This window comes from Bacillus cereus group sp. MYBK139-1 (assembly GCF_051916915.1).
GTDB lineage: Bacteria > Bacillota > Bacilli > Bacillales > Bacillaceae_G > Bacillus_A > Bacillus_A pacificus.
This window is the reverse complement of the sequence record NZ_JBQAHO010000001.1, coordinates 1,497,534-1,518,973: the sequence shown is the minus strand read 5'-3', so window position 1 is coordinate 1,518,973 and position 21,440 is coordinate 1,497,534. Positions and strand designations below refer to the sequence as shown.

Below are 21,440 nucleotides of genomic sequence, written 5' to 3'. Positions count from 1 at the left end.
CATATAATCAAACAAAATACAGAGAAAAACAATCAATTTTACTATATTTTGTTATAAATTCGAATAATATTAATTAATACCATCCATTATAAGAGATTTTAGTTGAATACCTACAATATGATGTGTAAAATCTAAGCAAGTAGCAGTATAAATAAATATTAGAGGTGAATACATGCTAGATTTTAAGCAGTTAGATGCTTGTTTGAAAGACAAGAGATTTATAGAGGGATTACAGGAAATAAATAATGAAATTTCATATATAAAAGAAAAGAATACTTTTTCTTATTTGAAGAGTTGGCTTGCTAATATTCCTTCACATAAGGAGTTTGATATATTAATACGTCTTACTGATGAAGGGCTTATGCACCAATACAGTTCATTCCTCATTCGCTACGCCTATAAAAAATTCCCAAATATGAGAACGCTCTCTTTATATTGTGATGAGTTAATTGATGAGCGGAAAATACTTGAAGTAGAACAGTTGTTAAAAGACTCATTAGAAGAGGTAAATAAAGAAGAGATAGACGTTGATCTTTTAGCGAAAACATATTTTACGTTAGTACGATGTTTGTTGGAAATGAAACGAAATGAAGAAGCTCTTTTTTATATGCAAAAGGCAGAGGAGTACAGTGCACGTGCTGTATTTGATAAATGGGGCTACGTGTATATGCATACAGGTGAATGGGAGAAAGCAGAAGAACAATTTATAGCTGGTATGCAGCATAAAGATTGTGAAGAGTTATCTATCTATTTATTATCACAGTTATATGCGAATAAGGGAGAACAAAAACGTGCATTACAGCTAATTGATGATGCGATTGTAAAGTTCCCGCAAGTACCATATTTTCATTTTGAAAAGGTGAAATATTTATTAGATTTAGGGAAGTATGAAGAAATGTTAGTGGTAATTGATAACATAAATAAGCAGCTTCCTTATCATGCGTATAAAACTTACTTTGTACATTTACGTGCAGAAGCGCTTTACAAAATGAATAGAATTGTAGATTTACAACAGTTATTAAAAGAAGAAAAAAGTTTAAAAGAGTCTTTATATCATAATTTAGAAAAAAATCCAGATGGCCAAAAGGTTCACTTACCGATCGTTCCAATTGTACAAAAGGATAATTATTGTGTACCGACAAGTTTAGAAATGATGTTGCAGTTATGGGGAGAAAAACGTACACAAGATGAGATAGCAGAGTTTATTTTTGATATGACAGGCTCGAAGTTTTCAGACACCGTTTCTTATTTAGAAGAATTAGGTTATGAATATCGTTATTTTAAAGGGAATGTAGAAAATTATAAGAGACTGTTAGATCAGGGGATTCCCGTTTTATTAAGTATAGATATTGAGCATGCTTCACATGTACAAGTACTAGCTGGATATGATGATACATTGCAGGCCTTTTATGTTCAAGATCCGAACTTTATAGAGCCAGTTATTGTGGAATATAGTAAGTTACAAGAAAAATATCGTTATACAGGTTGTTTAGCGATTACATTTGTTCCGAAAGAAAAGAAGGAACAGCTATCATTTTTAAATGAAGAAGAAAATACTTATTTCAAATCAATTTTTTCTTTAACGGATCATTTAGATGAACAAGATAAAGAGGGGATTCATAAGTTAGTACAGTTTTTAAAAGAGACAAGTGATAATCCGAATACGTGGTTATATACGGTTAAGCATTTAGATGTTGAAGTAGATAAAGAATTTATTTTATATTGTATAGAAAATTTAATGGAGAAGTTTCCAAACTCGGACTTTGTTAAATTACATGGTGCGCAGTGCTTTATTCGCCTTGAAGAGTTAGAAAAAGCTGGGCACATGCTTGTAAGTGTTGAGAAGAAAAATAATCGTGCCTTATATCATTTAATAAACGGAAGGTATGCTTTTGAGCAGGAAAGTTATATAGAAGCAATTTCAAGTTTTCGTTCCTCGTTACAATTAGACGCGGATCAGCCGATTGCTTGGAGTTTTCTCGCTTTATCGTATATGTATATCGACCAGTCTGAAAAGGCGTTGCAGTTTTCTCAAGTAGCTTTAGAGCGTAGTCCTGAAAGATTCACTTTAACGAATCACGGGTTAATATTGATAGATTTAGAAAGATATGAAGAAGCGTATGAAATCTTTAACGATCTGTTAAGAGAGTATAAAAATGAAGCACATGTATGGTATGAGCGAGCGAGATGTGCACATCATTTAGGGAAATTATATTTAGCAATAAAAGGGCTTAAAATAGCAATTCATTTGGATAGTAATGCACCTTACATTTATACAAAACTTTCGGAAATATACGAATCTGATTTGAAGGATGAAGAAAGTACGAAAGAAGTTTTATTAAAGGGTATTGAGAATTGTGATGATAAGGCACCTCTATACGTAAAACTTGGGGATTACCATTTCCAAAATGATAGTCTGGAAGAAGCGGAAACATTGTATACTCGTGCTTTAGAAGAAAATCATGATGATGTATATTCTCACTTCGGACTTACGCAAGTTTATATGGCAAGAGAACAATATAAGGAAGCAAAAGAATATATTCTCAGTATCGAAAAACAAATTGAAAAGAGCCAAGATTTCCTTATGAACGCTGGAATGGTTTTATGGGATGCTGAAGTTGAACTTGGTGGAAGTGAAGAAGGATTTAAAGTAGCATTGTCTAAGTTAGAGAGTGGTATAAAGCAGAGCGAATATAATGTAGCAAGTGCGTTAGATGAATATGTGAATCGAATGAAAGGAACGGTATTTGTACAACGAGGAATAGCATTCTTAAGAACGTTACAAAAAGAAAGAAATGACGTAAGTGAATATGGCTGTTATACAGGTATTTTATATGAGTCGATTGGACAGTACGGCCAGGCGATGAAAAGATATAATAAGGCGATAGAACAAAAAGAAACGGCATTACCGTATTACCGAATTGGTGAAACACTTATGGCATTAGGACAATTAACGGAAGCAAAACAAGCGTATGAAAGATGTTTAGAGCTTGATGGGAATTTCATTGGTGTACATTTACAGCTTGCGGAAATATATGAAAAAGAAGAAAATCGTTCTAAAGAACAAAGTCATATGGTTCAGGCGATGAAAGAAGAGCCGTTGCATATTAATATGGAATATTTGGCACAGCTTTCAGTAGAAATGAATCTTCAGGAAGAATTGCTGGCTGAACTAGAACAATTAGCGGACGAAGTACCTGAAATATGGCGATTAGATGCGATTGCATATGTGTATGGAGCAATGAATGAAATAGATAAAGAACAAGTACAGATTGAAGAGGCACTACGATTAGATGGCGAGCATACAGAAGTTTTATATCATTATGCAAAAGTATTAGTGAAAAATAGAAATGCAAAGGCAATTGAAATTGCGATGAAAGTGATACAAAAAGATGTGAATAATGAACGTATATTTGATGTATATGTAAAAGCGATAGAACAACATAAGAAATGGTCTAACATACGAGATTTTCTTCATATATTAAAAGTAAAAAAGGCAGACAGAAGTATGGCGTTTATGTATGCTGCATCTGCGGTTACAGAAAGATGGATTGAACGTCAACAAAATGAACAGCCGAAGAAATCTATAATTACAAGAGCTTTTTATCGCATGAAAAACCGTGCGAAAGAAATTTCTATTATTACTACGATCATTGATTTATATGAAATTTCGTTACAGTTAAATCCGAAAAATAGTATGGCAGCGCAGCGATTTGCGCTATTTTACGAGAATGTGACGATGAATAAAGAGGCAATAGGTGTATTGCAAACATCGTTAGAAAATAAATGGGATTATGATGTAGCGAAGCAACTTGTATATCTTTTCATAGAGTACGAGGAAGAGGATATGATAAGGGATGCTTCGGAATTAACGAAGCAAATGGTTCGAGAGTTACCAGATGATTATGATACTCTTCTTCTGCAAGCACAAGTATTGTTTAAAACGGGGGAAGAAAGAAGGGCAGAAAAGATTACCTTACAATTAACGGAGCAAACACCATTTGTAAGTAGAGCATTTCTTGCTTTAGGAGAAATATATCAAAGTCAAGAGAGGTTTGAAGAGGCAATTCATGTATTAGAAAATGCCGCTATACATCATCCGAATGAAACAGCAATTCTTCTTTCTTTAGCATCTTCATATCATGGTGCTGGCCAAACGATAAAGGCAGAAAAAATAACAAATGAAGTATTAACAATGGATGCGAGTGATTTGTTAGCAAGATATGATCGTGCTTGTTATTTAGCACAGTTAAACAGGAATGAAGAGGCGAAGGAAGAGCTTGAAATTGTACTTCGTGAGGATGAGTCGGGATTTTTCGCTGAACTTATCGAGGATGATGAAAATTTAGCAGCATTGCGAGAATTTGAAAAGTAATTGTATAACAATCACGAAAAAGGGTATAAATAAAAATATATTTTGAATTAGTTGACAATTTATTATCCAATGGCATAAAATAGCTTTTAACAAAGTATACAAATCTGAAGACGAGAAAGAGTAAAATAGTGTACTGTTCCCCAGAGAGCCGGTATGTTGCTGAAAGCCGGTGTGCAGACCTTATTTGAAAATCATCTCCGAGGAGCCGAGGCTGAAAGTAAGTAAGCCCGGACGGATGTCTACCGTTACAAAGAACACGTATGATAGTACGTTGCTAAGTGCTATTAGCGAAGAGCTAATAGAATTAGGGTGGTAACGCGGTTAAACCCGTCCCTACTTCATAGGGACGGGTTTTTTGTGTGCTTTAAAACATAAAAAGGAGTGATTGTAGATGAAGAAAGTAGATGTAAAAGAGTCAGCTGTAGGGAGAGAAACACGTATTCGTAAGCAGTGGAACGAGCAAAGTATTTTCGAGCAATCAATTCAGAATCGAGAAGGCGCACAATCTTTTGTGTTTTATGAAGGACCACCGACGGCGAACGGACTACCGCATGTAGGTCATGCACTTGGACGAACAATTAAAGATGTAGTAGCAAGATATAAAACGATGGCTGGTTATAAAGTGTTAAGAAAAGCGGGATGGGATACACACGGTTTACCTGTAGAATTAGGTGTTGAGAAGCAACTCGGTATTTCTGGTAAACATGAAATCGAAGAGTATGGAATTGAGCCTTTTATTCAGAAGTGTAAAGAGAGTGTATTCACATATGAGAAGCAGTGGCGTGAATTCACTGAAAGCATCGGTTATTGGGTCGATATGGATGATCCATACGTTACGTTAGAGAATCCATATATCGAAAGTGTATGGCATATTTTAGGGACGATTCATGAAAAAGGCTTATTGTATAAGGGACATAGAGTTTCACCATATTGCCCAAGCTGTCAAACTTCACTAAGTTCACATGAGGTTGCGCAAGGGTATAAAACAGTAAAAGATTTAAGTGCAACAGTTAAGTTTAAAGTGACAGATAGTGAAAATGAGTATTTCCTAGGGTGGACAACGACACCTTGGACACTTCCAGCAAATGTTGCGCTCGCTGTACATCCAAATATGGAATACGTGAAAGCGAAACAAGAAGGTCATGTATACATTGTTGCGAAAGAACGTGTACAAGATGTATTAAAAGAAGACTATGAAGTACTATCTGTCCATAAAGGTGAAGAATTAGTAAGCACATCTTATATGCCGCCATTTCCAATGAACGAAGTTACAAATGGCTACCACGTTATCGCAGCAGATTTTGTTACGGCAGATAGTGGTACAGGACTCGTTCATATCGCTCCAGCATATGGGGAGGACGATTATAGAGTCGTTCAAAGTGCAGGATTGTCATTCTTGCATGTTGTAGATGAGAAAGGTGAGTATACAGAAGCAGTACCATTTTTGAAAGGGAAATTTGTAAAAGATTGTGACGTGGATATCGTTCGTTATTTAGCGAAGGAAGGATTACTATACCATAAAGAAAAGTATGAACATAGCTACCCGCATTGCTGGCGCTGTGATTCACCACTTCTTTATTATGCAGGAGAGAGTTGGTTAATCCGAACAACTGCAATTAAGGATACATTTTTACAAAATAACGATTCTGTTACTTGGTATCCAGACCATATGAAACATGGACGCTTTGGTAAGTTTTTAGAAAATATGGTGGACTGGAATATTAGCCGAAATAGATATTGGGGAACACCATTAAACGTATGGGAATGTGAAAGTTGCGATCATCAATTCGCACCGAAAAGCATTGCTGATTTAAGAAAGCATAGTACGAAAGAAACACCTGAAGATTTAGAATTGCACAAGCCGTATGTAGATGAAGTGCAAGTTAACTGCGAAAAATGCGGAAGTGCGATGAATCGTACACCAGAAGTAATTGATGTTTGGTTTGATAGTGGTTCCATGCCATTTGCGCAATATCATTATCCATTTGAAAATAAAGAGTTATTTGAAGAACAGTTTCCAGCAGATGTAATTGCAGAAGGCATTGATCAAACACGCGGCTGGTTTTATAGTTTATTAGCAGTATCGGCACTATATACAGGAAAAGTGCCTTATAAACGAGTGTTATCACTAGGGCATGTATTAGATGAAGAAGGACAGAAAATGTCTAAAAGTAAAGGGAATGCACTAGATCCAGTTGATTTAGTAAATCAGTTTGGTGCAGATGCTTTAAGATGGGCACTTCTCGTTGACAGTGCTCCGTGGAATGCGAAGCGTTTTTCTGAAAGAACAGTATTGGAAGCGAAATCTAAGTTTGTAGATACATTAGTCAATGTGTATAGTTTCTACGTTTTATATGCAAATTTAGATGAGTATAATCCAGATGAAACATATGACGTAAAGCGAACGAAATTGGATGAATGGGTATTATCAAGATTGCATAGTACAACGAAAAAAGTGAGAACTGCACTTGATGATTATCAATTTACGAATGCAGCTCGTGAAATCGCGGCGCTTGTAGATGAAGTAAGTAACTGGTACGTAAGACGTTCACGTAATCGTTTCTGGGAGTCTGGTATGAATGCTGAAAAAGCAGCTGCGTATGAGACACTTCATGAAGTGCTTGTGACAATTAGTAAATTAATTGCACCATTTACACCGTTTGTCGCTGAAGATATTCATTTGAATTTAACTGGAAGTAGCGTTCATTTAGAGGATTATCCAGTTGTAAATGAATCGCTACTTCAGCCGAAATTAGAAGCGGAAATGGATGCAGTTTTACAAGTTGTTGAACTTGGAAGAAGTAATCGTAATCAACATTCTTTAAAAGTAAAACAGCCGTTAGCGGAACTTGTATTACTTGAGCATAATGAAAATGATATGGATTGGGAATCTTATCGTGATATCGTTATGGATGAGTTAAATGTGAAGGCGTTCCATGTTGAACTTGATGAAACGAAATACACGTCCTATCAATTAAAGCTGAATTTTAAAACGGCTGGGCCGAAGTTCGGTAAAAATGTGAATGCAGTAAATGGCTGGCTAAAACAATTATCACAAGACGAGGTACAAAACTTTGTCTCTACAGAAAGAGCAGTTTACGAAGCAGCATCAGGAGAAGAAGTAGTTGTAACGACTGAAGATGTATTAGTAGAGAAAGTTGCAAAATCTGGATTCTCTAATACAACTAACGGACAATATACAGTAATGTTAGATACGAATGTGACGGAAGAATTGCTACAAGAAGGGGTAGCACGTGAATTCATTCGCGCCGTTCAAGAATATCGTAAGCAGTTGAATTTACCTGTTAATTTACGAGTAGATGTAATTCTTGATACAGAGGAAGAACTACAGCAAATGTTAACGAATCATAAAGAGTTGTTGGAAGAAAACTTACTCGTTAAACAATTTACATTTGGTCATTTAACGAATGAAGACGATGAACTATCTTTAGGTGAGACGAAAGTTCGTATTAAATTAAGCGCGACTAAGTAAAGAAAAGGAAGTTGGAATCATTCCAACTTCCTTTTTTGTATGATAGATATTTATCCGGCTAATTTTTTCATAATCGATTCGATAGGATCTCAAGAAAATTTCTTTCTAAAGTATTGTTTTCGCTTTACACATAAATATTGAGAAAATTTCACGCCCCCTTAATGGAAAGGTAATAGAATTGTTCATAGAGAATTACTCGTAGATTCAATTTTTATTCCCCCCATTTTATGGGGAATGATTGCCTAGTGGTAATGGGATAAGGTTGAGCTACTTTATTAGGGGGAGTGGTTCTATGTTTAATAAAAAAATGGTGGCAATGGCAATGACTGTGCCGTTAGTAATGGGGACGATTACTACAGTTTCGGCATTAGAAAAACAACAGCAAGTAAAGCTAGAAGCTTATTCACCGCAGAAAAAAGCAACGGAATATTTAAAAGAAAATGCTGCGCAGTATGGATTAAAAGCAGACCTTTCAGACTTGCAATATATTTCTACAACAGAAACGTCAGTAGCTTCATATGTTAGGTTCCAACAAGTTGTGAATGGTGCGCCTGTATTTTCAAAACAAATTACAGTTACTCTTAACGGTGAGGGAAAAGGAGTACTTGCTGTTTCTGATTATCAATCTGTTAAAGGTGTGAAGGAAGCTACGACAAAAATTAGTGAAAAAGATGCAATACAAAAATCAATGGCGTATGTTGGAGAAGCAAGTGAACAAAACTTATGGGCTCCTACAGAGAAAGAATTTGGATATATTATTGAAGAGGGAATTGCTCGTCCAGTATATAAAGTTGTAGTCCATTCTAATAATCCATTTGGTGCATGGGAAACATTTGTTGATGCAGAAAATGGAAAGTTAATTAAAAAGGTTGATATAAACCGTAAAGCAGAAGGATCAGGAAAAGTATTTTTACCTAACCCAGTCGTATCTAGCGGTAGTAAAGTAGGGTTAAAAGATAACAATGATGCAGATTCAACAGCATTAACGAACCAATTAAAGACTGTTACGTTAAAAGGTTTAGATGGGACAGGATTTTTAATTGGAGAGTATGTAACGATTTCTTCAAAAGCAAAAACGAAATCTACAAACTTACAATTTAACTATACACGTGCAAATGATAGCTTTGAAGATGTGATGTCGTATTATCATATCGATACTTTACAACGTTACATTCAAAGTCTAGGTTTTAAAAATATTAATAATCGCTCTATTAAAGTGAATGTAAATGGAACGACGGCGGACAACTCATTTTATTCTCCGACAACGAAAGCTTTAACATTTGGTACTGGCGGAGTAGATGATGCAGAAGATGCGGGTATTATCGCACATGAATATGGACATTCGATTCAAGATAATCAAGTTCCTGGTTTTGGTAGTTCGGCAGAAGGCGGAGCGATGGGAGAAGGATTTGGAGACTTCTTAGGTGCTACGTATGAAGATGCAGTATCAACTACAGGGTACGGAAAAGCATGTGTTGGAGAATGGGATGCGACTGCTTATTCTAGTTCAGATCCAACGTGCTTACGCCGATTAGATAATAATAAAGTGTATCCGAAAGATATTACGAATGAAGTACATGATGATGGAGAAATTTGGGCACAAGGCCAATATGAAATGGCACAAGCATTTGGTCGTGATGTAGCAACGAAAATTATTTTACAATCGCACTGGTCGTTAACACCAAACTCTAAATTCAGTGATGGAGCGAAAGCGATTAAGCAAGCGGATGCTCTTTTATATGGCGGACAACATGCTGCGGATATTGATCGTATTTGGGCAGCGAGAGGAATTAGTACGAATTAATGTAAAAAGTCGTGGCATGTATAAGCCACGACTTTTTAATTTGCTTAAGAACTGGTGCTAGTAAAGTAAGCTATATGAATGATAATGTGAATTTATTCGCATTTCATTTGTTTTTTTCGTCTTTAAAAACAAAATGCTCTTTAAATTTTCTAGACTCTACTTTTTGACCATTTCTCATGGAGCGGAAAGGGTGTTCTTGCCAAGTAATAATTACATCAACTTCATCCGCTTTTGTAGCAACTGGAAAATTAACATGTTCAAATCCAGTTTTTCCACTTGCTAAACGACTTTCCTTTAGAGAAAAGAGTTCATATTTCGTTTTTGTTTTTGGTTCGTTGCGGAATACTTCGACTTGTACGTTATATACTTCACTGTTTCCAACATTTTTTACTGAAAATTGATAAGTTTGGAATTCATCTTTTTTAGCTTGAAGCTTTTTTTTGTTTACTTTTTTCGGTTCAGCAATATTCACTTGCCATTGATCAGAGTTTTGAGAGATAGGTAAAGATTTTGGTGAGTATGCGTACGTTTCATTCACTACAATTAGGCATAACAAAAGAAGAAAGAAACTAATCGCTTTTTTCATATAAACACCTCACTATAAAATTTTTATTAATATGCGTAAATAAAACAGAAAATATGTAATTAAATGGAAAAAGGATGTTGTTTTATTGAAAGGTTCACGTGGAATGGCTTTAGAGGAGATTGTACAAAACTGGATGTGAAAAAATTAAATATATTTAAAAATTACTTGCAATTTATAAACCGAAGAGATAGAATACTCTGTAAATATAAAAAGTGATGATCAGGAAAAGTACATGATGCAAAGGTCTACAGAGAGCAATCGGTTGCTGAGAAGATTGTGATACCGCATGATGGAAAGACACCTGTGAGTGTTGCTTTGAACGTGATAATTAGTAAAAGCAAACGGTACCTACCGTTATCAGGACTAAGATGGTCATTATGACAATTTGGGTGGTACCGCGGAAAAATCCGTCCCTATTTATAGGGGCGGATTTTTGTATTCTTTGAAAGGAGGTGAGTGACCGTGGATGATGACGATGACAACAACAATAACGTAAATAAATATAAAATTACTGGAGGGAAATGTAATGGATCCAATAATGAAGCGTTCACTCACAAAAGAATGTACAAAGCAAAGCGGGAAAGTTGTATTACTTCAAGGATGGGTAAAAAAGATTCGTCATCTAGGTAATGTTAGTTTTTTATTAATAAGGGATCGATCAGGGGTTATGCAATGCGTATTAGAAAACAAGCTAGCTGGATTTAAAGTAGATGTAGAAAGTGTTGTTCAAGTCGTAGGCCAAATAGTAGAGACTTCGAAAACAGAATTAGGGATTGAAGTGCTTGCTCACGAAGTGAAAATATTAAATGGGGCAGAACCACTTCCATTTGAAATAAATAAAAAGAAGTTACAAGTTGGCTTAGATCAACTACTGAATGAACGGGTATTATCATTAAGACATGAGCGAATCGCGGCTATATTTAAAGTGAAATCTACGCTCGTCCAGAGTTTTAGTGAATTCCTTATAGAGAACGATTTCACACGTATATTTACTCCAAAAATTGTTTCGCAAGGGGCAGAAGGAGGAGCAAATGTTTTTAAGTTGCCATACTTCCAAAAAGAAGCGTATTTAGCTCAATCACCACAGTTTTATAAACAGATGATGGTAGCTGGCGGGCTAGAACGTGTTTTTGAAATTGCACCTGTTTACAGAGCAGAGCATCATAATTCTTCCCGTCATTTGAATGAATATATATCGTTAGACGTAGAACTTGGATTTATTCATGATTTTCATGAAGTGATGCAATTAGAAACGGATGTTTTACGATATATGCTTCAACAAGTAGCAAGAAATTGTGAAAAAGAACTACAACTATTACAAATAGAAGTACCTGTTATTACTGAAATACCGAAAATTACATTGTTACAAGCACAAGAAATCTTGAAAAGTAAGTATCGGAAAGAATCGCCAATTGGGGATTTAGATACAGAAGGTGAAAAGCTACTAGGGAAATATGTGAAGGAAACATATAAGAGTGAGTTTGTTTTCATTACACATTACCCGAAAGAAGCGAGACCGATGTATACGATGCCGAATAACGAGAATCCAACTATTACTGATTCGTTTGACTTACTATATAAAGGTTTAGAGATAACATCAGGGGCACAGAGAATTCATAATTATGAAATGTTACTAGCTTCTTTTAAAGAAAAAGGATTACATCCCGATAAATTTCATTCGTATTTAAATACATTTCGATACGGTTGTCCCCCGCACGGTGGTTTTGGAATTGGATTAGAGAGAGTTGTATATAAATTTTTAGAATTATCGAATGTGAGAGAAGCGAGTGCTTTTCCAAGAGATTGTACGCGTCTTATACCATAACATGAGTACCCTTCTATAGTATAGAAGGGTACTTTGCATTTTAATAAAAGTGGAAGAGAATAATAATATTTTTTGTGTGAAAATATGTAAATTATATTAAGAACATTTTATAATGAATTGAGAAAAAGAAAATTCATAAGTTATAATGAAATATGAATATAAAAAAAGTTCATATAATAATGTATGGAAGGGTATGAAACATGTTATATCAAACTCAAGCAACACAACAAACACCAGCTTATATAATTTATCTTCTTGATGTAAGCGCATCAATGAACCAAATGATGGATGCAGGCGGAGAAGAAAAAAGAAGAATTGATATTGTAACGGATGCTCTTTCTTTAGCGATTCGCCAAATGGTATTTCGTTCAACAAAAGGTAGTCGTCTGCTTCCAAGGTATAAGTTATCTATTTTAGCCTATAGCGATCATGTTTTTGATTTATTGGGTGGTGTGAAAACAATAGATGAGGTAGCAAGACTGCGCCCATTAGAAAAAATTCAAACGCATCGTTTAACTGATACAGCAAAAGCTTTCTCTGTAGTGGAGAAGTTATTGCAAAAGGAATTACCAAATTTACAAGATGGACCAGCCCCTGTTGTTTGTCATATGACAGATGGGGCTTCAACTGGTGAAGATCCAGAATTAATTGTACGAAGAATTATGAATATGTCTGTACCTGATGGAAACGTACTAATTGAAAATATTTTTATTTCAGATGAAATTATGCAAGAGCAAATTTCTAATATAAAGAAGTGGGAAGGGATTATGCCAAATACAGAGATTACAGATGAATATGGTGCAAAGTTGCAAAGACTTTCATCACCTATCCCTCAAAGCTATCGTGAGATGATGACGGAACATGGGTTTCATATTGCAGATGGTGCTGTGATGATGTTTCCTGGGACAAATGCTGACTTAGTATCACTTGGATTTCAAATGTCTGCCGCAACGCCGGTTCGATAGGAGGGGGGAGTATGGTGAAATATATCCTCTCGCAAAAGAAAGAAACGGTATTGCAAGAAAAGAAAATGAAACATTTTACATATCGATATAGCTATGTAAGAGCAAAGGAAACGCAGGATTTAAATGAGGGTGGACAAGACTTCCTAGCATTTCAAGATAATGGAACTAGTTTCATATTTGCGTTATGTGACGGTGTAGGGCTGTCTTTTCATGGTGAAATTGCTGCAGAATTTCTTGGTATGAAGTTAGTAAACTTGTTTGATACATGTCAAGGAAGTGGACTGGATATTGCTACATTATTAAATGAACAGTTAAATACTTGGATAGAAGAAGCTTCAGAGGAAGTGAATGCATTTCGATTGCCAGAACAAACACCGTGGTTACTTCGCGATGTCTTGGAGGAAAAGCGAAAACAAGGTAGTGAAGCTATGTTTATTGGTGGGAAAATAGAACTTATTCCAAATCAAGATAAAGTACAAATAACGATAGTTACACATGGCGATTCCTTTGTACAATTGTTTCAAGATAAAGAGAATTGTTCGAATGTAATGAAGTTTGAGAGAAATATAGAGAAAAGATGGTCTACACAGCGAGGTATTATTGGTGGGGAATTGGCGGTTTTTTCAAAGGCATTATCTAGACAAGAAGCGAATCGGATAGTTATTCACTCAGACGGACTTACGCTGCTTAAGCAGTATAACGTTGAGGAAGTGTTAAAAGAAATTGAGAGGGCACAGAACTCTCCGACAAGCGATGATATTTCATTTTTAGATGTTTCTTGGTAATAAACACGATGGAAAAAAGGTGAATAAACGTGGAAGAGATTATTGTGACATACATAAAACAGTCAAATGAAGAAATTGATATTGCAATTCCAAATGACGTAAAAGCGGTACAAATTATTGAAGCAATTTTACATCATGAAAAAATAGATGAAACATTGAGCGGTATGTATGAAATTAGAGTGACAAAAGATAAAGAAGAATGGCATTCTATTCGAAATGATGAAACGTTGCGCGATAATGATGTGTGGGATGGACAATATGTAATGCTACATAAAAAAGGAGCAATTATCCCTTCTTTTGAAATGATGCCAGCAGAAGAAGTTTATAATGAACCTGTTAAACAAGATATGTCTTCTAGTGAAGAAGATTATGTATGGAAAATCATTGAGTAATAGTTTTTGGATGGGGAAGGAGAAATGTTTTGTGCAAAAATCACCGTATTTTCAACGCTCTCCGCGTGTGAAAGTAGATATACCAACAGGGGATGTTATTATTCATGATCCGCCGAATATACCGGAGGAGCCGAAATTTTCAATTGAAACAATGTTACTGCCTGCAATGATGACAGTTTTAACATTGGTATTATATTTTGTAATGATGAAATTTATGAAGATGAATTCAAGTTATATGCCATTAATGATGGTTTCAAGTATTCCGATGTTGGGATCATATATAATTACAACGATGGGGCATTTCCGTAAAAAGAAAGAACATCGTCAAATGGTTGAACAATTACAAACAAGATATTTAGAGCAAATTCAAAAGCATAGAGTGGAATTAGATACGTTAAAGGTTGAACAAGCAAAATATTTAATTACACAAAATCCAAGCCCATTAAAAAGTGTACAAAGAATTGAAAACAGGGAAAGTAATTTGTGGGAGAGAACACCTGAAAGTCCAGACTTTTTAGATATTCGTATTGGTACAGGAGAAAGACCATTCCTTGTAGAATTGAAGGTGCCTGAACAGAAAGGTTACGAAGAAAATCCATTAGTTACAGAAGCACAAAATGTGAAAAGGGATTTCAATACGATACCGAATGGCCATATTTCAATTTCTTTGAAAAAAAATGATGTAATTGGTGTAGTCGGAAATAAAGAAGATAGACTAAACTTTATTCGAATTGTAACGACGCAAATTATGACGCATCATGCACCAAATGAAGTGAAAATAGCAGCATTTTATCATGAGAAGGAGAAAAAGCAGTGGGATTGGATGAGGTGGCTTCCTCACGTATGGGATGAACAGAGAAGTATGCGCTTTTTATCTGAAAATCAACAAGATGCACAGAAACTAGCTGAAGTACTATTTACCCCACTTAATATGCGTAGAATCTATAATTCTTCTGCGCAAGCAGATGCAAAAGTTCCCTTAATTCCGATGTATGTATTTTTCTTATCAGCGAGAGAATTTTTAGAAGATGATCCTTTAACTCCAATGTTACTTAGAGAAGGTGAAAGTGTAGGAGCTTCTACATTTATTTTTGCGGAACAAAAGGAACGCTTACCGATGGAATGTGATCTTGTAATAAGCTTAAATGGAGAAAATGGTGAGTTAGTAGAAACGTTTTCAAGCTCAACTGAAAATAGTGGAACAACGCGTGCTAGTTTTAAAGTGGATCGACTTTCATTCGAGCGATGTGAACTAGGAGCGCGAAGCATTGCTCCAATTCGAATGAAAAGTTCTACAGCAGCCAATATTCCGAAAGTATTAACATTTTTAGACTTGTTTCAAGCTAAAAATATGGAAGAGCTACAAGTGCTAGAGAGATGGAAAGAAAATCGATATCCGACTTCATTACCGGTTCCAATTGGGGTAAGAGAAGGAAGTAAACCTGTTTTTCTAAATATTCACGATAAAATAGAGAAAAAAGGGCATGGTCCACACGGTCTAATGGCTGGTACAACAGGATCAGGAAAAAGTGAAGTAATTCAGTCTATAATAGCAGCGTTAGCAGCAACCTATCACCCTCATGAGATGGCATTTATGCTTATCGATTATAAAGGTGGTGGGATGTCAAACACATTTGCGGGATTACCGCATATTATTGCATCTATTACGAACTTAGAGGACCCGAACTTAATTGAGCGTGCCAGAATTTCATTAAAGGCAGAACTAGAACGGAGACAAAAATTATTCATTCAAGCTGGAAATGTTCAGCATCTAGATGAATATTATGAAACAAGCTGGCGTGAAAAAGAACCTTTACCACATTTATTTATTGTTATTGATGAGTTTGCTCAAATGAAAAAGGAACAACCAGAATTTATGGACGAGCTAATTAGTGTCGCTGCAATAGGAAGGACATTAGGAGTTCACTTATTATTAGCAACTCAAAAACCTTCAGGGGTTGTAAATGACAAGATTTGGAGTAACTCACGTTTTCGAATTTGTTTACGTGTCCAAGATGATGCGGATAGTCGTGAAATGTTAAAGATTCCAGATGCATCTAAAATCAATGTACCAGGGCGAGGATATCTTCAAGTTGGTAGCAATGAAGTATTGGAATTATTCCAATCTGCATGGAGTGGAGCACCTTATAATCCAGATGAAGAGAAAGTTCTTGATATTGTTGACTTTACAGAAGTGAAGCTTTCCGGTGAAAGAATAAAAGTGAAAAAGCGTCCAAAACCAATGACAAATAGTCCAAAGCAATTACAAGCTTTTATTCAATATGTACAGAGCGTATCAGAAAAAGAAAATATTAAAGCATTACCAGGACCTTGGCTGGATCCATTACCGGAAAAATTATTGTTAAAAGAATTTTATGCTATGGAAAATTGGACAATTGCTGAGTGGAATAAACCGAAAGAATATTTACAAGTAACAGTAGGATTAATTGATGATGTTGCAAATCAAGCACAATTTCCTCTGAAGTTAGATTTACAAGAAGGGCATTTAAATATTTATGGTATGCCAGGTACAGGGAAAACGACGATGTTGCAAACAATTATTATGTCTTTAGCTGTATCGCACACACCAGAAGAAGTGAATTTCTATGTTATTGATTTTGGTCGAATGTTCTTAGATTTTAGAGACTTACCTCATATAGGCGGGATTATACAAGAAGGCGAAAATGAGAAAATGAAACGTCTATTTGGATTTTTAAAGAAGGAAATCACGCATAGAAAAGAGAGTTTTTCTAATATCGGTGCAAAGTCATTCTCTATGTATAACCGAATGGTGGAAAAGAAAATACCAGCTATAGTAGTAATGGTAGATGGTTATATAAGATTCAAAAATGAATTCGAGAAAGAAAATGAAGTATTAGAATTATTATTGCGTGAATCAAGTACATACGGAGTTTATTTCTATTTCTCTCTGAATCAAACAATTGATATGTTCGATCGTGTTCGTAATAATATACCGATGGCACTTACATTTGAATTGCAAGATGGAACAGAATACCATAACTTAGTAGGCAGACCTAAATTCCCATTAATTGAAGTTCCTGTTGGTCGTGGATTAATGAAAGGGCAACCGCCGGAACTATTCCAAGCAGCATTGCCGTTTATTGGTGAAAGTGAACTTGAGTACTCTCAACAATTAAAAACAATTATTCAAAAAATGAATGGAGAATGGGATGGTGAAAAAGCAAAAGCTATTCCAATGGTACCTAAAGAAATATTTGTAGAGCATATGGTTGAAAAATTAGAAACAGCCCAAATTTCAGCAGGTATAGAAACAGAGGATATTCGCTTACAAAGCTTTTCTTTAGATGAAATGAGTCATATATTTATTGGGGGAAGAATAGAAGGTGGAAAAACATCGGTATTACAAACACTTCTATTCACTACTACATACCAATACTCTCCTGAAAAGGTTGAGCTATACTTAGTAGACCTTGGTGAAAGACCTACAGGCTTATTAGCTCTTGGAGATTTACCTCATGTGAAGAAGAAAGTTACAGAGGGTATGCAATTAAAAGAAATGTTAGATGAATTGTTAGAGCTAATAAATAATAGAGAACCAATAATGCCTTCTATAGATCCAAACGTAACAGTGGAGTTTCCATATAAGAGAATAATCATTGCAATTGATGATATTGATCAAATGTTAACTGTATTATCTACTGATTATGAGGCAAAAAATAAAATGGAACTAATAGTCCAAAACTGTAAAAATAAAGGGATTCACTTTATGACAGCGGCTACAACGTCTAGTTTAAATAGCTATTCTCATGAAAAATGGTTTGCGGAAATTAGAAAGAGAAGTATTGGTTATTTATTGGGAACGACACAAAATAACGATGTGTATTTCTTTAATATGAAACTGCCACATACTGAAATGGATCAAGAATTATTAAGTGGGGATGGATATTGTATACGTAGAAAGCCAATAAAAATAAAATGTGCATATACACCATTACATTTACTTCGCACAATGACAGAGAAAATTAGTGTGAAATGGTCTGAATTAAAAGTGAAATAATATTAAAATAGGGTTAAATTACTAGAAAATAGAATATTTTTGTAATTTAACTCTTTAAAAATTGTATGAATATAGTTTATAATCTAATTGTTGTATCATTTATGATTTGAAAGGGGAAATTATTACGATGGCAGAAATTAAAATCACACCAGAAGAACTTGAAAGAATCGCAGGAAACTTTAAAAACGCAGCAGGAGAAGCACAAAGTCAAATTAATAGACTTGAAGGCGATATTAATAGTTTAGAAGGACAATGGGCTGGGGCAACACAAGCGAAGTTCCGTGGAGAATTTATCCAATCTAAACAAGCAATGCAACAATACATTCCAATTTTAGAAGGTATTTCAACAGATTTAAAACGTATCGCTGATAAATTCCGTAACACAGATAACGCATACTAAGAATAGAACAATTGCAAAAGACCAGGAGCTATTGTTCCTGGTCTTTTTTTGAAAAATTGTTATACGAGAGTAAGGGGATAAAATGGGATTCCGACCAGAAGTAGGAGAAAAAATTAGTCTTAATAAAGATGTTTATCGTTTTGAGAAACACCCAGCTGTAATTGGTATTGAAATGCCCTATGGCCAAGAGGGAAGGCAAGGAACCGTTTATCAATTACAACAGGAAAATGGTGTAGAACGAATTGCATTAAAAGTTTTTAAGGAACGCTATCGTGAGGAAAAACATCAACTAGCATTTCTGAAACCACTTTCTTCCTTAGCAGGTCTGAAAGTATGTTCACGCTATATCGTTACTAAAGAAGAACATACATCTGCTATCGAAAAATCAGAAGATCTTGCTAATAGTATTGTAATGCCTTGGATTGAAGGTCCAACTTGGGCTGATATTTTACAAGAACAACGAATGTTATCAAAAGAACAATGTTTCTTTATTGCAGAAGCATTTCTTACAACACTTAAAATGATGGAAGAAAATGAAGTTGCTCATAATGATTTATCGTCTAGCAACGTACTTGTACCTTTCTTAAGTGAAAATGCAATTGAAGGCCAACACAATATCGAACTTGTTGATGTTGAGCAAATGTATGGCCCAAAAACGAAAAGACCTTCATTATTGCCAGCAGGTTCAGCGGGTTACGCACCAAAGTATTTGACAAGTGGAGTATGGCAAAAAGAAGCCGATCGATTTGCAGGTGCTATTTTAATAGGAGAAATATTAAGTTGGTGTAGTGAAGAAGTTCGAAATAAAAAATGGACGGATGCAAGTTACTTTAAAACGGAAGAAATGCAGACAGAATGTGAAAGATATACGTTACTTCAGCAAGTATTACATAATCAATGGAACGGGGAAATTGCAAAATTATTTAAGCAGGCATGGAGTAGTAATTCTTTCGCAGAATGCCCAAGCTTTGCACAGTGGTACGATGTATTTAATAGCGCGAGGGAAAGAATAAAAATTGATGCGGAAAGGCAGTCAGCAGAAGAACACTCTCTTTTTGTATCAAAATGTTTGGAAATTGCAAGATTATTAGAAGAGAGAGGATTTAAACAAGCGGCATTATATGAATATAAAATAATTTTCAATTCACTCAATCCATCAACAGCTCTGCAAAAAGAACTCGCATATATCATTCAAACTATGGAGAGTCAAGAGCCTGAAATAAATAATAAAATGGTCCTACAACATTATTTGGAATTAGCTACTGAATTGGAACGAGAAAACAATGCAGCGTTTGCTTGTTTCGTCTATTCACGAATCGTACAATTTCCAAACATTGATCAGGCGTTAAAACAGGAAATTGAAAGCATTATTAAAGAGATAGAAGAAGAGCAAGGAACACAGTCGCAGCAAGAAGTAGCAGCTACAATTACAGTGCCAAATAGCATTCTACAAAGCCGAAAACAAACAAAAAAACAAGTGGAATATGATATAGATGATGAGATTTTAAATGCAAAAGCATCGAATCAACCACTTACAATAGCGCATGAACAAAGTGAACCATCGGCTTTTTCTACATGGTGGAAAAAGAATAAGAAGCGAATTTTGATTATTGGCTCAACTGCAGTTGTTGTAATAGGTGGTTCAACGTTATTTTATTTCTATACAACAAACGCGAAATATCAAAAGTTTATGGAACAAGCACGACAAGCTTATGATGATAAAAAATATACAAAAGCAGAAGAAGCTGTTGGACAGGCAATTGCTGTGAAGGGTAAGGATGAGGCTTATCTCCAATTAGCAACGATTTACGTTGCTGAAGGAAAAAATAAAATTGCAATCGATTATATTACAAAACTAATAAAAGATAGAGAAATAGATAAAGAAAATAATGAAGCTGCTTATCTATTAGCCTCAGCAAATTTCCGCATTGGAAAATATCAAGAAGCAGTGCAAAATTTTGAACAAGCGCTAGCGAATAATGCAAAAGGAATTGAACCATACAAAAAAGATGCAATGCGAGATTTAGCTGTAAGTCATATGAAAATGAAGGAATTTGAAAAGGCAGAAGATGTTATTGTCAAAATGAGTACGAAAACAAATGAGGATAAGGCAATTGTTTCGTATTTAAAAGGTCAACTATCAACCGCAACTGTACAGTTAGACAAAGCAGAATCTTTCTTTAAAGAAGCTATTATGCAAGATTCAAAGAATCCGATATATACAATTGAACTTTCAAATTTATATGTGCTTTGGAATAAAACAAATTTAATTGATAGTGCGAAGAAAGAAATGAATTATCAACAAGCATCTCACATTTTACAAGTAGCGATTCAAAAAGATATGAAAAATATTGAGTTGTTAAATCAACTTGGAATTGTGTATTACGAAGCGGGTCAATTTTATGAAACGCGAGATGGCGCAAAGAGTACTGCTGCATATCAGCAAGCGTTAGAAGCTTACAATAGAGTTGTCAGCAGTGGAACACGCGACATAAATACGCTTGTAAATATAGGGATTTTATACGATAAAGTGGGACAAGGGAATGAAGCAGAGAAGCTTTTCACAGAAGCATACGCACAAAACGATGAAAATCCGCATGTGAATTTTGCATTCGGGATGTTTAAAATTAAACAGAAAAAATACGAGGAAGCAAGTCGTTTCTTAAGAAAAACAGTGCAAGCAAATGAAAATGAATCTGAAGTAAAAGCCGCGCAAGAAAAGCTAACAGAAATGAAAACAAACGGTTGGATTCAATAAAGATAGGAAAAGGGGAAA

Annotated in this window: 11 protein-coding genes and 2 other annotated features; of the genes, 10 read left to right on the top strand and 1 reads right to left on the bottom strand. The window is 35.1% G+C overall.

The genetic code is table 11. The features are described from left to right. Positions 1 to 172 precede the first annotated feature (172 nt). The 3 genes from ACTFRS_RS07700 to ACTFRS_RS07690 all read left to right on the top strand — a co-directional run bounded on the left by ACTFRS_RS07700 (position 173) and on the right by ACTFRS_RS07690 (position 9,672). On the top strand, positions 173 to 4,375 hold the full coding sequence (locus ACTFRS_RS07700; RefSeq protein WP_440023810.1) for a tetratricopeptide repeat protein: 4,203 nt from the start codon (positions 173 to 175) through the stop codon (positions 4,373 to 4,375). Positions 4,376 to 4,473: 98 nt separating this feature from the next. After that, positions 4,474 to 4,713, top strand: a binding site (T-box leader). A gap of 53 nt (positions 4,714 to 4,766) precedes the next feature. Beyond that, the gene (gene ileS, locus ACTFRS_RS07695) at positions 4,767 to 7,868 is read left to right on the top strand and encodes an isoleucine--tRNA ligase (RefSeq protein ID WP_431085008.1); all 3,102 of its coding nucleotides are present in this window, start codon (positions 4,767 to 4,769) and stop codon (positions 7,866 to 7,868) included. Between the two features lie 292 nt (positions 7,869 to 8,160). Further along, positions 8,161 to 9,672 carry a M36 family metallopeptidase gene (locus tag ACTFRS_RS07690; RefSeq protein ID WP_000482289.1) on the top strand — a complete coding sequence of 504 codons (1,512 nt, stop codon included), beginning with the start codon at positions 8,161 to 8,163 and terminating at the stop codon, positions 9,670 to 9,672. 103 nt (positions 9,673 to 9,775) lie between these two features. On the opposite strand, the gene ACTFRS_RS07685 is transcribed toward ACTFRS_RS07690, so the two are convergent. Next, positions 9,776 to 10,258, bottom strand: coding sequence for a hypothetical protein (locus tag ACTFRS_RS07685; protein ID WP_000709327.1), 483 nt, complete (start codon positions 10,256 to 10,258; stop codon positions 9,776 to 9,778). A gap of 206 nt (positions 10,259 to 10,464) precedes the next feature. Then, positions 10,465 to 10,676 (top strand) — a binding site (T-box leader). 108 nt (positions 10,677 to 10,784) lie between these two features. Between ACTFRS_RS07685 and aspS the strand changes: the two genes are divergently transcribed. From aspS to ACTFRS_RS07650, 7 genes are all read left to right on the top strand, one after another. Next, positions 10,785 to 12,083: an aspartate--tRNA(Asn) ligase gene (gene aspS, locus ACTFRS_RS07680; RefSeq protein ID WP_139867388.1), complete on the top strand. Its 1,299-nt coding sequence runs from the start codon at positions 10,785 to 10,787 to the stop codon at positions 12,081 to 12,083. Positions 12,084 to 12,283: 200 nt separating this feature from the next. Then, positions 12,284 to 13,048, top strand: coding sequence for a vWA domain-containing protein (locus ACTFRS_RS07675; RefSeq protein WP_044792564.1), 765 nt, complete (start codon positions 12,284 to 12,286; stop codon positions 13,046 to 13,048). An 11-nt stretch (positions 13,049 to 13,059) separates the two neighbouring features. Beyond that, positions 13,060 to 13,833, top strand: a complete 774-nt coding sequence (locus ACTFRS_RS07670) for a hypothetical protein (RefSeq protein WP_139867385.1) — start codon at positions 13,060 to 13,062, stop codon at positions 13,831 to 13,833. 29 nt (positions 13,834 to 13,862) lie between these two features. Continuing rightward, the gene (locus ACTFRS_RS07665; protein WP_000391133.1) at positions 13,863 to 14,225 is read left to right on the top strand and encodes an EsaB/YukD family protein; all 363 of its coding nucleotides are present in this window, start codon (positions 13,863 to 13,865) and stop codon (positions 14,223 to 14,225) included. A 31-nt stretch (positions 14,226 to 14,256) separates the two neighbouring features. Next, a complete protein-coding gene (gene essC, locus ACTFRS_RS07660; protein WP_139867383.1) occupies positions 14,257 to 18,264 on the top strand; it encodes a type VII secretion protein EssC in 4,008 nt (1,335 codons plus the stop codon). 127 nt (positions 18,265 to 18,391) lie between these two features. Then, positions 18,392 to 18,664: a WXG100 family type VII secretion target gene (locus ACTFRS_RS07655; RefSeq protein WP_000807831.1), complete on the top strand. Its 273-nt coding sequence runs from the start codon at positions 18,392 to 18,394 to the stop codon at positions 18,662 to 18,664. Positions 18,665 to 18,746: 82 nt separating this feature from the next. Then, positions 18,747 to 21,422 (top strand): tetratricopeptide repeat protein, encoded by a 2,676-nt coding sequence (locus tag ACTFRS_RS07650; protein WP_139867381.1) that lies wholly within the window; start codon positions 18,747 to 18,749, stop codon positions 21,420 to 21,422. The last annotated feature ends 18 nt before the right edge of the window (positions 21,423 to 21,440 follow it).